The following is a 16,489-nucleotide window of genomic DNA, read 5'->3' as shown; positions in this document are numbered from 1 at the left end:
GTGTTTGCAAGTCAACTTTAAGCAGAAGTTATTTAGGGACAGACTCATCCTTGCGCGGTCGTCCCCTAGGCCTGGGCTGTAGAGGGCGACCTCCCGTCAAGGCCAGCTGCGTCAGAAAGGGCTCGGTTCCCAGCGCCCAGCCTTTGAGCGCAGCCTCCACATGCCGCTGCCGCTGGGCGCTGGACTCGCCCTCTTGCAGCCACTGCTGCCACGCCAGCTCGCGCTCAAAAGGCGTGTTGCCCAGGGCCCAAAATTCCGCGGCATCGGTGACTAAAGGGTCGCGCTGGCGCCCCAGATGGTGTGCGCAGGAGGACCAGCCATAGTGCTCAGGAGCCGCCACCAAGCCCTCCCACACTGGGCAGAGCTCGATGCTGCGCATCACCGCCAGGGCGTAATGACGCGCATCGATGGGCGCGGCACGAAAGCGGCCGTCCCACAAAGTACCCCGTCGCCCGTGTTTGCCGTTGAAATAGGCCACATAGCGGCGCCCCAATGCTTGCATCCAGCCACTGAGACCCTCTGCTGTGTCCGGTGTGGCCAAGATGTGCAGTTGCTTTGGTAGCACGGCATAGGCATGCACAGTGACGGCATGCAGCTGAGCTGTGTCACGCAACACGGCCATCAGCTGCTGTGCGTCTTGTTCGTCCCGAACAATCTCAGCGCCGTTGTGACCGCGGTGAATCAAGTAGTGGCAGTGTTTGGCAAAAGCCAAGCGGGGCAATCGGGCCATGGGGAATCCTGCGATTGGAATCTGTCCCCATTATGCGAGCGCGCCGTTAACCCAAAAGCCGCTTGCCCGTGAGCCGCTCGTGTTCCCGCAGCGCGTAGCGGTCGGTCATGCCCGCGATGTAGTCGGCACAAGCACGCGGGTGATCAACGGCACCTTGCACATCCAGCTTGAGCTGGTCGGGGTGTGCAAGATAGTGCTCGAACAACTCACGCAGCACCTGCTCGGCGCGCAGGCGCTTGTCGTGCACCTGCGGGTTTCGGTAGAGGTTGGCAAACAAAAAGCGCTTCAATTCGGCGCTGGCGGTGCGCATGGATTCGCTGAAGCGAACCAAGCGCGGCAGTTTGCGCACAGCATCGGCGTCCGCTGGCGCGGCGTGGGCCAGGGCTGCACGCGTGGTGTCAATCACGTCATAGACCTGTTGCGACAGCATTCTGCGAATGGTTTCGCTGAGCAATCGACGCCCTTGCAAGGCCGGGTATTCGGCCAGCGTTTCACGCAAGTAGTGCTGGACCAAGGGCACGTCTTCCAGCTGCTCCAAGGTCAGCAAGCCCGAGCGCACACCGTCGTCCACATCATGCGCGCTGTAAGCCAGCTCGTCCGCCAAATTGCAAAGCTGGGCTTCCAAGCTGGGCTGACCACCGTGCAAAAACCGGTGCGCCACACCCTGGGGCTCCTGGGCCTCAAGGCGCAAAGCGTCCGCCTTTGAGCAATGCTTCAAGATGCCTTCGCGGCTTTCAAAGCAAAGGTTGAGCCCGTCAAAAGCCGCGTAGCGTTGCTCCAGGGAATCCACCACGCGCAAGGACTGCAAATTGTGCTCAAACCCTCCGTAGGGCTTCATGCAGTCATTCAACACATCTTGGCCAGCATGACCAAACGGCGTATGCCCCAAATCATGGGCCAGCGCGATGGTTTCGATGAGATCTTCGTCCAGACCCAGGCTGCGCCCGATAGAGCGCCCGAGCTGCGCCACCTCCAGGGAATGCGTGAGCCGGGTCCGAAACAGGTCCCCTTCGTGGTTCAGGAAGACCTGGGTTTTGTACACCAGCCGCCGAAATGCCGTGCTGTGGACGATGCGGTCACGGTCACGTTGAAATTCGCTACGTGTGGGCGCCGGGGGTTCGGCCACACGCCGCCCTGCGCTGCGATAGGGGTCGGACGCGTAAGGGGCGCGCTGCATGGCGCGTCAGGCCTCGGTGTGCGCGGCAATCACCTCTCGCACCAAGGGCTCGGGAGCACTGCGCAGCACGGCCTTGCCAAGCTGCTCAATCAACACAAAGCGAATATCCCCGGCCTCAGCCTTCTTGTCCAAGCGCATCAGCTCGACAAATCTGTCCAACCCAATATTGGGCGCACGCACAGGCAGGCCGGCACGTTCAATCAATGAGCGAAGTTTGGTCACAAACTGCTCGGGCATCAGGCCCAGGCGAACCGAAAGGTCAGCCGCCATCACCATGCCGCATGCCACGGCTTCCCCGTGCAACCATTGGCCATAGCCAACGCCAGTTTCGATCGCATGCCCAAAGGTGTGCCCGAAATTCAAAATAGCGCGCAAGTCGGACTCACGCTCATCTTTGGCCACCACATCGGCCTTGATTTCGCAGCTTCGCTTCACCGCATGAGCCAGTGCCTCTGCATCGCGTCGCATCAAAGCTTCGATATTTCCGTCGAGCCATTCAAAGAACTGCGCATCAGCAATGGGGCCGTACTTGATGACTTCGGCAAGACCTGCCGAAAACTCGCGCGCAGACAGGGTCTCGAAACAAGACAGATCCGATATCACCCTCACTGGCTGGTGAAAGGCTCCCACCATATTCTTGCCAGAAGGGTGGTTGATCGCCGTCTTGCCTCCGACTGAAGAATCAACCTGAGCCAAAAGTGTCGTAGGCACCTGCACAAAGGCAAGGCCACGCATGTACACAGCCGCAGCGAAACCAGTCAGATCACCGATGACCCCTCCACCGAGTGCCACCAACACCGTCTTACGGTCGGCCCCTCTGGCAATCAAAAAGTCGATCACCTTCTGAAGGGACTCCCAACTCTTGAACGCCTCACCATCCGGCAGCGCAATGGTCTCGATACGTCGAAAGTGCGGAGCCAGCCCACGAACACATTGCTCCAAATACAAAGGCCCGACGGTCTCATTGGTCACAACAACAGCCATGGCGGCAGCGGGAACACCGCGCCACGACTGCACATCACCCAATAAACCCGACCCAATGTGAATATCGTATTCACGGCCAGGAAGATCAATACTTACCAGGGCGATTGACCCTTCAAGTCCAGCCATTGCTCAAGACTTCCAAAATATGGAAAAAAACCGATCAACCCAGCACACCAACCGTAGCAGGAACACGGGAGGAAGAAATAGAGCCGTCCAACTCCAATTGCATCAAAATCATATTGCAAAGGGTGTGAACCGCAGGACGACCCGTTTCCACAGCGTAGTGCGAGCATCGTCTGTAGAACGGATCTCTTTGGGCATACAGGTCCCGCAATTTCTGCTGGGGATTGGGCACTTGCAGCAAAGGACGCTGTGTATCACCTCGCAGGCGACGAAATATCTCATCTGGTGACGAGCGCAGATAGATCACCGTACTGTGGGTACGTAACAGCTCGCGATTTCGCTCCCGCAAAACCGCCCCTCCTCCTGTCGCAAGCACCCACTCGCCACCTCGGCCGACCAATTCGGCCAAAACTTCACTTTCAAGATCCCGAAATGCCTCTTCGCCGCAACGTGAAAAGAACTGTTTGATGGTTTCGCCGCATAAACGCTGTTCTATCACAGCATCGCTATCAAAGAACTGAACCTTAAGCTGCTTGGCCAACATCCTTCCTGCGGTCGACTTCCCGACACCCGGCATGCCAACCAAGCAAAGCCTAATTTCATTGATCATTGGTCGATCAATTTGGATTCGTGCAGTCCGATAGAAGCCCATATGGACTCAGCATGAATGGGGGCGTGGCCTCATTCTTGATGACATCCAAAGGAACACCAAGGAATCTTGGGGTGCCCACTAAGCCACTGACCGTCTTGATAGAAACTTTAGCTTGCCGACCCCAAATTGCAGGCGGACTGACAACACCCGAAGCCGTGACGCGAAGAGAATACTCAACCCAACTTCCCAAGCTCATCGGGTATTCAATCCGCAGGGTCGCGAGCCCGCTGGCGTTGGTCCTGGTGGAGCCAACAAAGCTGATCGAGACATCAGACTTCCGCGGATCAAGCGCACCGTTTCCGTTCACATCCTCAGAAACACCATTCACTGTTTCAATCGTGTTGTTTCTGAATCCAGAGTCGCTATTGTCTTCGTTGATGCATTGCGCAGCCGCATTCCGCACCCAAGCGGTACCGGCATACACATAGCGACCTTTTTCGTAACTTGGCAGATCCAACACAGCCGACAGCTGAACGTCCGCTTTGGGCTGTCCGGCAGCATCAACCACCAAAACAGTAAATTCTTGGATGTAAGTAAGTTTCGAAGAGCCAATACCAATCAATTCATTTGTACCGATAGAAATGGAAACCGGCTCCTCAACCACCGTCAATGCAGTGCTCCTCAGCCTATCGGCAGGGCAGGTCTTCACTGACTCAACAGCATCATCCTTTCCAAAGCACATGCTAATCAGCACTTGATTGGTAGGGCTAGATCGCTGCCCAGGCACGAAGCTGGAGAGCGCAACGCCCAAGCTATCTGCGACAACGATCTCGTCCTCGCCGGAGCTCACAACACCATCAGAACCCGACAGATTTGCGCCAAGTCCAAATCGCGCCCTAACGTTCGGGATAGGAACGTTATTAGCATCTTTGAACAGAGCCCGCAACTCAACCCTGTTCTCTGAGGAGCCAGGCGAGTTCACCTTCACAACAACAGGACTAGCGGTAAATGTTGCCGACGCAATTGACACAGTGTCCGGAACTACTGCAACCGCAGCATCGACTTGAACCGTACTCTGTATCGATACATTTCCTGGTGCCGCGGCAGAAATCAGCTGCGGACCACTGCCTTTTGCAATATATCTGTAAGTATATTTACCTTGAGAATCAGATACACCCTGCGCAGAATCCCCAGCGGGCCCATTGACGGAAATACCGACTCCCGGTATGGGATTGCGGGCCGCATCCACCACCTGGTACTCCACAACACCGGGTGCTCCGGACTTGACTTTTGCCGGCAACAGAGTGCCCGTCAGCTTGGTCCCTGTGATCATGAAGGACGCACTAGAAGGATCGGGCAGACTTGCTGTGGACGCTGTCACAGTAACCATTCGGTCAGTTTTATCCGCACCGATGCGAATTATTGCTTTTGCCTTACCACTAGCATCAGTCTTGGCGTTGACAACTTCCATTTCCGTCTGGTTACTGGCAGAGAACCGAACATCAATACCTGCAACAACTTGGCTATAGCCATCGACAGCTGTCGCAACTGCCTCAACAAATTCACTTCCAGTATTCTGGATACTAGTCTTGCTCAATACCAAAGTTAAGCGCTTGATATTTGGAGCGCCCTTGATTGGGTCGGACGTCCTCAACGTCAATTGCTTGGTCACAGTCCCACTTTTGGCCTCAAGCACGATGTCGCGATTGACTCCCGTGGCGCCGACTTTCACAACGCCGGTCAACACACCTGTAGTCGGATCAGTCACCAACGCTGCAGGAACCACATATGCAGCAGACTGCGAATCCGTTACCGAAAACTTAACACCAGCGCCACCAACGGCGATTCTTTGCGAGTCCAGGCTCGTCACCGAAAGGACTGCTTGCTCGCTTCCGTCATTGGCGACACTCAGTTTGTCCAAACTCATGACAAGGTCAGCAACCTTGCCTCCAGTGAGGCTATCGACCACATTGAACGATGCTTCTGACGTCACATTTCCGCTTGCCGCACGAATCTTTACGGTCCGATTTGTTCTATCGACCAATTGCACTGTAGCGGTCATGCGTCCTGTGGCCTTGTCGGTAACACCTTTGCTGGCGGTAATCACTGCGCCGTCGTCGACCCGCAATTGCACCGGAACCTCAACATTGGTCAACGCCGAATTGCCGCTCCCCAACGCCGTAACGGTAACCGTCACAAGGTCAGAAGAATTGTTTGCCACCGAAGCCCGATCCGTGACAACACTCAAGGCCACCAAGCCCGTGGGCGCAGTACCTCCATTGCCCCCGCCGAAACCAGACGTGCCACTACCCGAACCACCCGCACCACACGCCACCATCGCGCCTGCAAAAATTGCGACAAGCAAACGCCCTGAGTTTTTGAGCCAGCCATCAAGGCGGCCATTGCATAAATTTTTCACCCTACCTCCGCCTGCATTGATCTAGGCAAATGCCACTCACTTCTTTACAGCCAATTTTTCCGAAATCACTTTGGGTGTCAAAAACACAAGCAACTCTGTCTTATCCATAGAACGCACTGTGTTTTTAAACAAATTCCCCACCACAGGAATATCACCAAGAAATGGCACTTTATTTATGGTCTCGCCCTCAGTCTGAGTAAATATTCCACCAATCACCACAGTACCACCATTCTCAACCAATACCTGTGTTTTTATACGCTTGGTGTTGATTGCAGGGCCCGCCGGCGTCAGATCACCGCGACTATCCTTCGTGATAAAAACATCAAGGATGATGTTCCCTTCAGGCGTAATCTGTGGCGTCACCTCTAGGCGCATGCTAGCCTTTTTGAATGAAATTGAAGTCGCGCCTGACGAAGTAGACTGCTGGTAGGGAATTTCCTCCCCTTGCTCAATCTCTGACTTTGCCTGATCAGTTGCAATGATGCGAGGACTGGAGACGATCTTTCCTTTTCCGTCGGCCTCAAGAGCAGACAACTCCAAATTCAAAAATCTGTTTGCGCTGGCACTGAATAGGGTAAGTGCCAAGTTCGCCGGCGCGACAGCACCCAAGGCTGCAGCGGGCAAGTTGACAAACTGGGTATCGTTATACTTCATATCTTCGGGCTTCATCTGCAATGTCTGCCCGCCAACAGCATTGTAGTTCCCCCCCAAGGTAAGGTAGTTACCCCCACCCACCCCATACCCAGGAATTCCGGACCGCAAGCCGCGCATATCAGAGCCGCCCAACTTCACGCCAAGGCTTCTCCCGAATTTGTCGTCAGCCTCAACGATACGCGCCTCAATCAATACCTGCCTGATAGGAATATCAAACTTACCAACCATTGCACTGATTTCCTCCAGCTTGGAAGGTGTATCAGTAATAAACAGCTGGTTCGTTCTCGCTTCAAACACCACACTGCCCCGTGGCGAGAGCAATCGAGTCGCATGATGACCGTTGCCAGAAGTTCCCTCCACGTTGCCAACAAGTCCCTTCGCAACCTCTTCAGCTTTCGTGTAGTTCAACTGAATTGCCTGGGTACGCAATGGTTCAATTTGGGCAATCTGGGCCTTCGCCTCCAGATCGGCCTTTTCCTTTGCATTGATTTCATCCTTGGGTGCTATCCAAAGGACATTTCCGGCCTTGCGCAGACCCAAACCTTTGGCCTGCATGATGATGTCGAGGGCTTGGTCCCATGGCACATCTTTCAAACGCAAGGTGATTGAACCAGTCACCGTATCGCTGGTGACAACGTTAAATTTTGTGAAATCGGCAATTACCTGCAGTAGCGCCCTGACCTCGATACTTTGAAAATTCAGGCTGAGCTTTTCCCCAGAAAATCCAGGCCCTTGAACCAGTTTATTGGGATCCACCTTTTGGGGGCGGACCTCGAGCACGAACTGGCTGTCACTCTGATATGCGGAGTGCTCCCATGAACCTTTCGGCTCAACAACAATCCTCACCTTTTCGCCAACTTGAGAGACCGAAAGACTTTGCACCGGACTCCCGAAGTCACTCACGTCCATACGACGCTTCAAATTCGCGGGGAGCAACACACGGGAAAACTCCATCACCAGCTTTTGACCTTGCTGCTGGATGTCGACACCAACTTGGCTGCTAGGGAGCCCAACAATCACCCGACCCGCACCATCTTGGCCTTTTCGAAAATCAATGTCTTGAATAGGCTTCCACTTTGCTCCAGTCACCCCTGGCAGGGACGCTTCAGATGAGGCCCCCGCAACCTCTGTCGCATCAAAGATGAGCAGCAGGGTGTTTCCCTCAAGCACAGACCGGTACGACGCTGCCTGACGCAGGCTAAGCACCAATCGAGTTCTCTCATCGTTTTGGGCAACCGTTGCAGTCCTTAAATTTCCTAAGCCAAACTCAACAACACCTTTTCCCATAGAATTTGCGACACCGGGCAAATCTATGGCAACCCTGGGCGGATTCTGAACCACAAAGCCCTTCGGGACATCCTTGACGGGCTGCGAGAATTCGACTCGGACGACGTCAGCACCGCCGGCTTGCGAGGCCGATATTGAACGGATTTGGTTCTGAGCTAGCGCCTCTTGTGAAATAAAAATAGCCACCAACAAAAATAGCGGAAGCATTCGCCAAACGCTTAATTTATTTCGCACAAGTTGCCCTATATTGATGTAGTTAAAGCTCATTGCCCCTTCTCCTGTAGCTGCAATGTGGCATTACGCTCAATCCACTCCCCAGCAGCATCCTGCACTATTTCACGCAGAGACAATTCAGCTTCGCGAATAGTCGTAATTTTCCCGAAATTCTGCCCCAAGTAGTCACCTACTTTTACCTGATAAAGCAGCCCTTCAACTTTCAGGAGAGCATAGTATTTGCCATTCTTTACCAGGCTACCTACCATTTGAACCCCATCTAAAGGATGTGCCTCCAAAGGCTCTCGGCGCCTTTTCATCTCGGAAGCCAGAAGCGAATTCGGATGAACCGTATCGTTCTTATAGGCAACTGCAAGCTTTTGGACACTGAAGGGGTCGACCAAGCTTTGGACCTCGTAAGCCACAGGTTTGTAAGTTTTTGGAGCTTCAAGGGGGTGGACTGCGGACTTCACGTTGGAGCGTTGCTGCTCCACCCAATGCCTGAAATCGCCATCATCGGCCGAACAAGCTGTTAACACCAAAATTAGTGCGAAGGCTGTAGCCTTTGCGAATTTGGAATGCAAGAAAGCCTTTTTCATTTCTTCTTCCCAGCCAGACTTTCGCGGACCAAGCGCTTTTGCTCTTCAACCTCCGAAGCGTCCAAATACCGATAGGTGCGCGCAACAGCAGCCATCGTTAGCACTCCGGGATTTCCGACGGCTCGGCCGGAACCGTCTTTGGTCGCTACCTGGGAGACCTGTATGTCGTGCAAAGTCACAATTCTGGACAAATTCGCCATATCTGAAGCGAATGCGCCCAAATCATGATACCGACCGGTCACCTTGAGTTCAATTGGTTGCTCTGCGTAATAGTCTTTCACCACCACAGGACCGGGCTTGAATAGGTCTATTTGCAAACCGCGCCCCAGACCGGCCTGGTTGATATCCGAGAGTAACGAGTCCATTTCCGCCTTGCCAGGAAGCTGCTTTTCCAGCTGCTGGACATACTCTTCCACCTGGCTCTTTTGCTTTCGCAGATCTGACAAACTCGCCGCTTGGCTCAATTTCGCGACAAATTCATTTTTTAGTATGGGCTCCTTGGTGGCTTCCGCACTGAGCAACTCATACTGGGAAGCAAGCAAGAGAAACCACCCGAATATCAAAGCCACGACGCCGGCCACAATGCAGGCTGCGAATTTCGGAGCAGGCGGCCACTGCCCTGGCTCTTTGGGATTTAGCCCTTGGAATTGGGCAGCCACACCTTCCAGGTATTGACTTATTCCAGGCTTGTCTGCACCGGTCAACATATCTATTTCTTTTGTGTATTTAAATGACTTTTTTCAGCAGCTTTCCCAGAAGCCTTCTGACGAGTTTGATGGTATTTGTTTCCATCTTTTTTTCCGCCAACACCAGCATCAGGCAGAGGTGAGTTCGCCTTAATACGAACCTTCATATGAAAGTCAAAAAGCCGCCTTTGATCTCTAACATTGGCACTCACATTTCCCACTTTAATTTCTGTCAAATCGGGCGCATCTATTGAATCCGCCCCCCCAACAGCGCGAAGAAACTCCGAAACACGTTCCGTGCTGGTCGCAACGCCTGCGATGACAACTTGTTCAGAACTCTGCTTTACAGATGTCAAGTAGACGCCATCCGGCGTGGATTTTGCCAAGTCATTCAACAGCCTAACCGGTGTATTTCTATCCGACTGCAAACTTTCCACAGCCTTTTGTCGAGCCTTTAGCGCTTCTAAATCTCGACTCAGCGTTGATATGTCTTTTATTTTTGCATCCAGACCGGAAATTTCTTCTTTCAACATGCGATTTTTCGCCGTCTGCGACTCGATCATGTGTTGGGTGGCAACATATATCACCCCAACAAGCACAACGCCGAGTACAAACGAAAAACCCACAGTCGCATAAAATGCAGACTGCTTTTGCTTTTTTATTTCCTCACGATGGGGCAGTAAGTTTATTAGTATCACCGGAAATATCTCCGCATTGCCAGCCCACAGGCCGTAAGGTATGAGGAGGCTTCTTTCTTCAGCTTTGCCTCCCGAACCGCCGCACCCATTTTCATTCCATCAAATGGATTCACCACCGAGCAAGCAAAACCAGTCAAATCCTTGACCTTCTCATGCAAACCAGGGAGAGACGCAGTACCTCCGGCCAGCATTACATAGTTCACCTTGTGGTGTGGCGTGCTGGTAAAGAAATACTGCAATGCTCTGCCAATCTCCTGAGACAATGTCTCCACAAATGGCTTCAGTACCGTGGACGGGTAGTCCTCAGGAAGTCCTCCGGAAATTTTCTTAATCTCTGCTTCCTCGTATGAATATCCGAAGACTTTGGATATTTGATGCGTCAACTGAGAGCCACCAAAGGCCTGATCACGGTCGTAAATTAACTCATCGCCACGCAATACTTTCAGACTGGTGGTTTCTGCGCCAATTTCGAACAAGGCAAGCAGCGCATCCGCCGCCCCTGTCTTGCTTGATGTCAGCCGCCCAATTGCCATTCTTGAGGCATAGGACTCGACATCCAGGATCACTGGCTTCAGTCCAGCAGCCTCAGCCAACCCTTGCCGGTCTTGCACACGGTCCTTGCGGGAGGCGGCGATCAACACATCGACATCGTCGGTCGAGCCGGAGGAAGGGCCGATGACACAGAAGTCCAGCGCCACTTCGTCCAATGAAAATGGAATGTATTGGTTGGCCTCAGCCTCGACTTGAAGCTCCAACTCCTCATCCCTCAGTCCACCAGGCAGAACGATCTTCTTCGTGATCACGGCTGACTGCGGCATGGCCAAGGCAACGTCTCGTGTCTTGGTTCCACTCTTTGCCACCGCGCGGCGGACAGCATCGACGACAGCTTCGAAATTCTCAATTTGCCCGTCGGTGATCCAGCCGCGGTCGAAGTTTTCCGAAGCGAAGCGCTCCAGGACGAAGTCGCCGCTCGCGTTTTGCCCCAACTCAACCAGCTTCACGCCAGAAGAGCTGACGTCCAAGCCGATCAACGGCGAGTGACGGCGCCCACGTACCAGGTCCAATATCCCCACTGATTTCCCCCAAGAATTCTTTGCCCAAGCATTTACGCATTCCGTGTCAGGGCTTGCGGATGCTAGCAGTTCACCTCACCCGCCCTCACGGCAGCGAGTCACAGCAGGTAACGCGTCGTTGCGAAACATACACGGGCCTCATGCAAAGTTGCTCAATTGGACTGCATGTTTTTGACCACTATGAGCAAAGAAGCACAGCTTTGCGGGCCAATTTCCCGCCTCACCGTCCACTAAGATGGGGGACAAGTGCAGCCCATCGTGCTCAGTCGGCCCTCGGCTCGCTGACCGCACCGCCCCTTTCTCACCCACAAGTACATGTACGCAAAACAGCCCCTGCTGCGCGTTTTCGCCTGGCTCTTTGGTTTGACTTTAGCCTCGGCGCTTGTCGTCATTGCGCTTTTGTCCATCGCATTGACCTTTGCTTACGCCAATGTGCCGGATGTCAAAGGCCTTCTGGACTACCGTCCCAAGCTGCCGCTGCGCGTGCTGTCGTCCGATGGGGTTCTGCTGGCAGAGTACGGGGAGGAGCGGCGCAGCTACGTCAGCATCCAACACATCCCCAAGGTCATGAAGGATGCGGTGCTTGCGATAGAAGACGCGCGCTTCTATCAGCACAGCGGTGTGGACTACATGGGCGTCATCCGTGCAGGATTGGCCAATGTCGGCGAATCCCGCAGTCAGGGCGCATCGACCATCACAATGCAGGTGGCGCGCAATTTCTATTTGTCTACTGAAAAGACTTTCACGCGCAAGATTTACGAAATCCTCTTGGCGCTCAAGATTGAAAACACCTTGAGCAAAGACAGGATCCTCGAGATCTACATGAATCACATTTTCCTTGGTCACCGCGCCTACGGCTTTGCCGCAGCCAGTGACGTCTATTACGGCAAAAGTCTTAAGGACTTGACGGTCGCCGAGGCTGCCATGCTTGCTGGCCTGCCCAAAGCCCCTTCCGCCTACAACCCGCTCAACAACCCCAAACGGGCCACCATTCGGCAGCAGTACATCATCGACCGCATGCTCGACATGGGCTTCATCACGCCAGACCAGCACGCGCAAGCCAAAGCTGAACCCTTGAAGCTGCGGGCTGTTTCGGGGCCGTCCACTCACGGCGAGTTCGCTGCCGAAACCGCGCGTCAGCTCATCTACTCCCAATACGGGGACGAGGCTTACACCCGGGGTTTGAACGTCTATCTGAGCCTCGAATCTGAGGAACAAGAGCGCGCTTACCGGGCGTTGCGTCGAGGTATCTTGGACTATGAGCGGCGTCAGAACTATCGTGGACCTGAGGGCTTTGTTGACCTCCCCGCAAGCCCCAAGGAGGTTGACGTTCGCATTGCGGAGGCACTGGCTGACCACCCCGCCAATGACGAATTGCTCCCGGCCGTGGTTTTGAGCGCAGACGCTAAGCAAGTGGACGCCGTGTTGCCCAGCGGCGAGGCCATCACGGTGCTTGGCGAAGGTCTGCGCCCAGTTGCCTCAGGCTTGACTGACAAGGGCAACCCAAAATCCCGCATACGCCGTGGCTCCATTGTGCGCGTCGTCAAGCTGCCCGGCGCCAAGCCGCAGTGGAGCCTGACTCAGCTGCCCGAGGTCGAGGGAGCCCTGGTGTCGATAGACCCGCGCGATGGCCGCATCCGCGCCCTGGTTGGGGGCTTCGACTACGCCAAGAATAAGTTCAACCATGTCACCCAAGCTTGGCGGCAACCTGGCTCGGCCTTCAAGCCTTTCATCTACTCGGCCGCACTCGAAAAAGGGCTCACCCCCAGCACGGTGGTGAATGACGCACCGCTGTTTTTTGATGCAGGCACCACTGGCAGCCAGCCTTGGGAGCCCAAAAACTATGACGGCACCTTTGAAGGTCCCATGACCCTGCGCAGGGCCTTGGCAAAGTCCAAGAACATGGTGTCCATCAGGGTGTTGCAATCCGTCGGGGTGCATGAGGCTCAGCGGTGGATTGCCCGTTTTGGTTTTGAAGCAGAGAAGCACCCGCCCTACCTCACCATGGCGCTGGGGGCTGGGTCTGTCACCCCCATGCAGATGGCTCAGGCCTACAGCGTGTTTGCCAACGGCGGTCGGCTGCCAACACCCCAGCTCATCTCCCGCGTCACGGACCATCAAGGGCGATTGCTGTATCAGGCGCAGGCGCAGCCCCTGGAGGCCCTTCCCCAGGTGATTGATGCCCGAAATGCATTTCTCATGAGCCAGCTGCTCCAGGAAGTCACGCGTAGCGGTACAGCAGCCAAGGCACAGTCCACCCTCAAGCGCCCGGACCTGTACGGCAAAACAGGCACCACCAACGACTCTATGGATGCATGGTTTGCGGGCTATCAACCCGAGGCCGTGGGCGTCGTGTGGATCGGCTACGACCAACCGCGCAAACTGGGCTCGCGGGAAACCGGTGGCGGGCTGTCACTGCCAGTGTGGATTGACTACATGAGCTATGCCCTGCGCAATGCAGCCGTGGCAGAAATTCAGCCGCCGGAAGGTGTCATTCACGTCAACGGCGAGTGGTACTTCGACGAATACCAAGGCGCCCAAGGGGTCAAGGAGCTGGGGCAGAACGACAAGCTGCCTCCGCCGGCAACGGAGGAGGAGCGCAAGAGCATCCTGGACCTGTTCAAGCGCTAAGGATGCGCCGCTCGGCGGCGGCGCTCAACTTTCCGTCGAGCGGAACACCAAGGCTCGGCCGCACTGGGCCGAGGCCTCCTCAGACAAGCGCGAGAAAAACTCTGCGCCGTCGCGCGTGTCGCGCCAAGCGCCGTCGGTATAGCGGAAGTGAAATCCACCGCGGCGTGATGCCAGCCAAATTTCCTGCAGCGGAGGCTGAGTGTTGACGACCAGCTTGCTGCGGTCGGGGCATTCCAACTCCAGCAAGCCGCCCGTGCGCCGTTGATCCATGTCCACCACATCGGCATCGAGCCAAGCGTCGACCTGGCTTTCGATGGAGCGCAACACGGCTTCTGTCAGGCGTTCGTATTCAGCGTCGGTCAGTGGCAAGTCGGACATAGGAGCTGGGGGACCCGATAGACTGCGGGCCATGAAATCTAGCAAGTCCGCGAGTGTAGGTCTGCTGGCCGCTTTGTCCCTGAGCAAGCGCCCTATTCCCCTGTTGTGTGCAGTGCTGTGCGCCAGCAGCCTGCTGGTGGCCTGTGGGCAGAAACGGCCGCTGCGCCTGCCAGAGAGCACCAGCAAGTCCGCGCCGGCCAGTCCCGAGCGGGCCGCCAGTGCCGCTGATCAACCCTGAGCTCGCGTTCAACGACGGCTGAGCTTCACCTCTCAGCCACGGCCTTCTTGAACGGCGTGGCAGGCCACCCAACTGCCCTCAGACTCCAGCAGTGCGGGACGCTCACGACGGCAGCGCTCCTGGGCCAGTGGGCAGCGAGGATTGAAGCTGCAGCCACTGGGCGGATGGAGCGGATTGGGCACCTCGCCTTGCACCGGCGTGCGCGCACGGCCCGTCATGTGGATGTCCGGGATGGCATCGAGCAGCATGCGGGTGTAGGGGTGCCGAGGCCGCGCGAAAAGGGTGCGCTTGTCGGCCTGCTCCACCAAGCGGCCCAGATACATCACACCCACGTCGTCTGCCACATGCCGCACCACGGCCAAGTTGTGTGAGATGAACAAATAGGTCAGTCCATGGTCGCGCTGCAAGTCTTTCATGATGTTGAGCACTTGCGCCTGCACCGACACATCCAGGGCCGAAGTGGGCTCATCACAGACCAGGAAGTCGGGCTTGCTGGCCAAAGCCCGCGCTATCGAGATGCGTTGGCGCTGACCACCTGAGAACTGGTGCGGAAACTTGACGCAGTCGGCGGGCGACAGCCCCACGGCTGAGAGTAGGCCTCCCACCCTGGCGCGAACATCTTCCCCCTCCCCCAGCAACCCATGCTCGCGCAGCGGCTCTGCGACGATGTCCTGCACCTTCCAGCGCGAGTTCAAGCTGGCATAGGGGTCTTGGAAAATCATCTGCACGCGCCGCCGCAAAGCGGCTCCGGACTTGAAGCGCAGCTGCTGCCCCATGTCCTGCCCGTCGAAATTCACCACGCCGCGTGTGGCTGGGTACAAGCCCACCAGCAAGCGCGCCACCGTGCTCTTGCCGCAACCAGACTCGCCCACCAGCGCCAGTGTCTTGCCGCGGCGAATGCTGAAACTGACCCCATCGACGGCATGCACAAACTGGCGTGGTTTGCGCTCGATCACGCGGTTCAGCCAAGGTGCCGAAACCTCAAAGGTTTTGGCCAGATCTCGAACCTCTACCAACACCTCGCTCATGCCGCCACTCCATGCAACCAACAAGCCGCCTGCGTACGCCCCGCGGGCAAAAGATCGGGCCGCTGCCTTGTGCAGGTTTCATGCACACGCGGGCAGCGCGGATGAAATGCGCAGCCCGAGGGCGTGGACCCGAGCCTGGGCATGGAGCCGTCGATTTGCGCCAGGCGATCGCGGTCTTCGTCCATCACCGGAATCGAACCCATCAGCCCGACCGTGTAAGGGTGGCCGGGGCGATGAATCACGTCCTGCACGGGCCCAAGCTCAGCCACGCGCCCGGCATACATGACCGCAACCCGATCGCAGGTCTCTGCAATCACACCCATATCGTGGGTGACAAGCATGACGGCTGAACCCTGCTCTTTGCAGACCTTTTTGAGCAAGCCAATGATCTGCGCTTGAATCGAAACATCCAAAGCCGTGGTGGGCTCATCGGCCACGATCAGCTTGGGCTGTGCGGCCAGGGCCAACGCAATCACCACGCGCTGGCGCATGCCGCCAGAAAAGTGGTGGGGGTATTGGTCCACCCGCAACTCCGGCGCTGGAATGCCGGTGGCTGCCAGCAGCTCGATGGCCCGCTCGCGCGCTTGGCGTCGATTGAGGTCCAGGTGCGTGACGATGGTTTCGATGAGCTGCTCGCCCACCGTATAGAGCGGATTGAGCGAGGTCAACGGGTCTTGGAAGATGGCTCCAATCTGCTTGCCCCGCACCTTGCGCATCTGCTCGGGGCTCAAGTTGTCGATGCGCCGCCCCTCCAACAAGATCTGCCCCGCCGCAACCCGTCCGGGCGGCTCCAGCAACCCAATGATGGCTGCCCCCGTGAGCGACTTACCGGCACCCGATTCGCCCACCACACCGAGGATCTCGCCAGGTGCAATCTCGAAACTCACATCATCGAGCGCCAGCAACGTGCCGCGCCGCGTGGGGAATTCCACGCGCAGATGCTTCACCTCCAACAAGGCCGTCATAAGACTCCCTCTCC

Annotated in this window: 15 protein-coding genes; 2 read left to right on the top strand and 13 right to left on the bottom strand. The window is 56.1% G+C overall.

What is annotated here, in order from left to right:
• Positions 1–28: 28 nt before the first annotated feature.
• From ACG0Z6_RS01400 to ACG0Z6_RS01355, 10 genes are all read right to left on the bottom strand, one after another.
• Positions 29–730 carry a transposase gene (locus tag ACG0Z6_RS01400; protein ID WP_394458123.1) on the bottom strand — a complete coding sequence of 234 codons (702 nt, stop codon included), beginning with the start codon at positions 728–730 and terminating at the stop codon, positions 29–31.
• A 46-nt stretch (positions 731–776) separates the two neighbouring features.
• Positions 777–1,907: a deoxyguanosinetriphosphate triphosphohydrolase gene (locus ACG0Z6_RS01395; protein WP_394458121.1), complete on the bottom strand. Its 1,131-nt coding sequence runs from the start codon at positions 1,905–1,907 to the stop codon at positions 777–779.
• A gap of 6 nt (positions 1,908–1,913) precedes the next feature.
• Positions 1,914–3,017 carry a 3-dehydroquinate synthase gene (gene aroB, locus ACG0Z6_RS01390; protein ID WP_394458119.1) on the bottom strand — a complete coding sequence of 368 codons (1,104 nt, stop codon included), beginning with the start codon at positions 3,015–3,017 and terminating at the stop codon, positions 1,914–1,916.
• A 34-nt stretch (positions 3,018–3,051) separates the two neighbouring features.
• A complete protein-coding gene (locus ACG0Z6_RS01385) occupies positions 3,052–3,624 on the bottom strand; it encodes a shikimate kinase (protein ID WP_394458117.1) in 573 nt (190 codons plus the stop codon).
• Positions 3,625–3,631: 7 nt separating this feature from the next.
• On the bottom strand, positions 3,632–6,025 hold the full coding sequence (locus ACG0Z6_RS01380) for an Ig-like domain-containing protein (RefSeq protein ID WP_394458115.1): 2,394 nt from the start codon (positions 6,023–6,025) through the stop codon (positions 3,632–3,634).
• A gap of 36 nt (positions 6,026–6,061) precedes the next feature.
• The gene (locus ACG0Z6_RS01375) at positions 6,062–8,233 is read right to left on the bottom strand and encodes a type IV pilus secretin PilQ (protein WP_394458113.1); all 2,172 of its coding nucleotides are present in this window, start codon (positions 8,231–8,233) and stop codon (positions 6,062–6,064) included.
• Positions 8,230–8,778, bottom strand: a complete 549-nt coding sequence (locus ACG0Z6_RS01370; protein ID WP_394458111.1) for a pilus assembly protein PilP — start codon at positions 8,776–8,778, stop codon at positions 8,230–8,232. Before ACG0Z6_RS01370 ends, ACG0Z6_RS01375 begins: the two co-directional genes overlap by 4 nt.
• Positions 8,775–9,485 carry a type IV pilus inner membrane component PilO gene (locus tag ACG0Z6_RS01365; RefSeq protein WP_394458109.1) on the bottom strand — a complete coding sequence of 237 codons (711 nt, stop codon included), beginning with the start codon at positions 9,483–9,485 and terminating at the stop codon, positions 8,775–8,777. The genes ACG0Z6_RS01370 and ACG0Z6_RS01365 overlap by 4 nt, the downstream gene beginning before the upstream one ends.
• Before the next feature lie 2 nt (positions 9,486–9,487).
• The gene (locus ACG0Z6_RS01360; RefSeq protein ID WP_394458107.1) at positions 9,488–9,997 is read right to left on the bottom strand and encodes a PilN domain-containing protein; all 510 of its coding nucleotides are present in this window, start codon (positions 9,995–9,997) and stop codon (positions 9,488–9,490) included.
• A gap of 161 nt (positions 9,998–10,158) precedes the next feature.
• Entirely contained in the window at positions 10,159–11,235 is a 1,077-nt protein-coding gene (locus ACG0Z6_RS01355; protein ID WP_394458105.1) for a pilus assembly protein PilM, read from the bottom strand.
• A 315-nt stretch (positions 11,236–11,550) separates the two neighbouring features.
• On the opposite strand from ACG0Z6_RS01355, the gene ACG0Z6_RS01350 reads away from it, so the two are divergent.
• Positions 11,551–13,866, top strand: a complete 2,316-nt coding sequence (locus ACG0Z6_RS01350) for a penicillin-binding protein 1A (protein ID WP_394458103.1) — start codon at positions 11,551–11,553, stop codon at positions 13,864–13,866.
• 24 nt (positions 13,867–13,890) lie between these two features.
• On the opposite strand, the gene cyaY is transcribed toward ACG0Z6_RS01350, so the two are convergent.
• Positions 13,891–14,244 carry an iron donor protein CyaY gene (gene cyaY, locus ACG0Z6_RS01345; RefSeq protein ID WP_394458101.1) on the bottom strand — a complete coding sequence of 118 codons (354 nt, stop codon included), beginning with the start codon at positions 14,242–14,244 and terminating at the stop codon, positions 13,891–13,893.
• Positions 14,245–14,275: 31 nt separating this feature from the next.
• On the opposite strand from cyaY, the gene lptM reads away from it, so the two are divergent.
• Positions 14,276–14,482, top strand: a complete 207-nt coding sequence (gene lptM, locus ACG0Z6_RS01340) for an LPS translocon maturation chaperone LptM (protein WP_394458099.1) — start codon at positions 14,276–14,278, stop codon at positions 14,480–14,482.
• 32 nt (positions 14,483–14,514) lie between these two features.
• Here lptM and ACG0Z6_RS01335 read toward each other — a convergent pair whose 3' ends face one another.
• Both ACG0Z6_RS01335 and ACG0Z6_RS01330 read right to left on the bottom strand, forming a co-directional pair.
• On the bottom strand, positions 14,515–15,510 hold the full coding sequence (locus ACG0Z6_RS01335; RefSeq protein WP_394458097.1) for an ABC transporter ATP-binding protein: 996 nt from the start codon (positions 15,508–15,510) through the stop codon (positions 14,515–14,517).
• Positions 15,507–16,475 carry an ABC transporter ATP-binding protein gene (locus ACG0Z6_RS01330; RefSeq protein ID WP_394458095.1) on the bottom strand — a complete coding sequence of 323 codons (969 nt, stop codon included), beginning with the start codon at positions 16,473–16,475 and terminating at the stop codon, positions 15,507–15,509. The genes ACG0Z6_RS01335 and ACG0Z6_RS01330 overlap by 4 nt, the downstream gene beginning before the upstream one ends.
• Positions 16,476–16,489 lie beyond the last annotated feature (14 nt).

Source organism: Roseateles rivi (genome assembly GCF_043555845.1).
Lineage (GTDB): Bacteria > Pseudomonadota > Gammaproteobacteria > Burkholderiales > Burkholderiaceae_C > Roseateles > Roseateles rivi.
Note: the sequence above shows the minus strand (reverse complement) of the source record. Positions and strands in the feature narration are given on the sequence as shown.

Excerpts from the sequence above, each read along its gene's own strand:
- ACG0Z6_RS01400 (WP_394458123.1), bottom strand. The coding sequence starts at position 730 with ATGGCCCGATTGCCCCGCTTGGCTTTTGCCAAACACTGCCACTACTTG.
- ACG0Z6_RS01395 (WP_394458121.1), bottom strand. The coding sequence starts at position 1,907 with ATGCAGCGCGCCCCTTACGCGTCCGACCCCTATCGCAGCGCAGGGCGG.
- aroB (WP_394458119.1), bottom strand. The coding sequence starts at position 3,017 with ATGGCTGGACTTGAAGGGTCAATCGCCCTGGTAAGTATTGATCTTCCT.
- ACG0Z6_RS01385 (WP_394458117.1), bottom strand. The coding sequence starts at position 3,624 with ATGATCAATGAAATTAGGCTTTGCTTGGTTGGCATGCCGGGTGTCGGG.
- ACG0Z6_RS01375 (WP_394458113.1), bottom strand. The coding sequence starts at position 8,233 with ATGAGCTTTAACTACATCAATATAGGGCAACTTGTGCGAAATAAATTA.
- ACG0Z6_RS01370 (WP_394458111.1), bottom strand. The coding sequence starts at position 8,778 with ATGAAAAAGGCTTTCTTGCATTCCAAATTCGCAAAGGCTACAGCCTTC.
- ACG0Z6_RS01365 (WP_394458109.1), bottom strand. The coding sequence starts at position 9,485 with ATGTTGACCGGTGCAGACAAGCCTGGAATAAGTCAATACCTGGAAGGT.
- ACG0Z6_RS01360 (WP_394458107.1), bottom strand. The coding sequence starts at position 9,997 with ATGTTGAAAGAAGAAATTTCCGGTCTGGATGCAAAAATAAAAGACATA.
- ACG0Z6_RS01350 (WP_394458103.1), top strand. The coding sequence starts at position 11,551 with ATGTACGCAAAACAGCCCCTGCTGCGCGTTTTCGCCTGGCTCTTTGGT.
- cyaY (WP_394458101.1), bottom strand. The coding sequence starts at position 14,244 with ATGTCCGACTTGCCACTGACCGACGCTGAATACGAACGCCTGACAGAA.
- lptM (WP_394458099.1), top strand. The coding sequence starts at position 14,276 with ATGAAATCTAGCAAGTCCGCGAGTGTAGGTCTGCTGGCCGCTTTGTCC.
- ACG0Z6_RS01335 (WP_394458097.1), bottom strand. The coding sequence starts at position 15,510 with ATGAGCGAGGTGTTGGTAGAGGTTCGAGATCTGGCCAAAACCTTTGAG.
- ACG0Z6_RS01330 (WP_394458095.1), bottom strand. The coding sequence starts at position 16,475 with ATGACGGCCTTGTTGGAGGTGAAGCATCTGCGCGTGGAATTCCCCACG.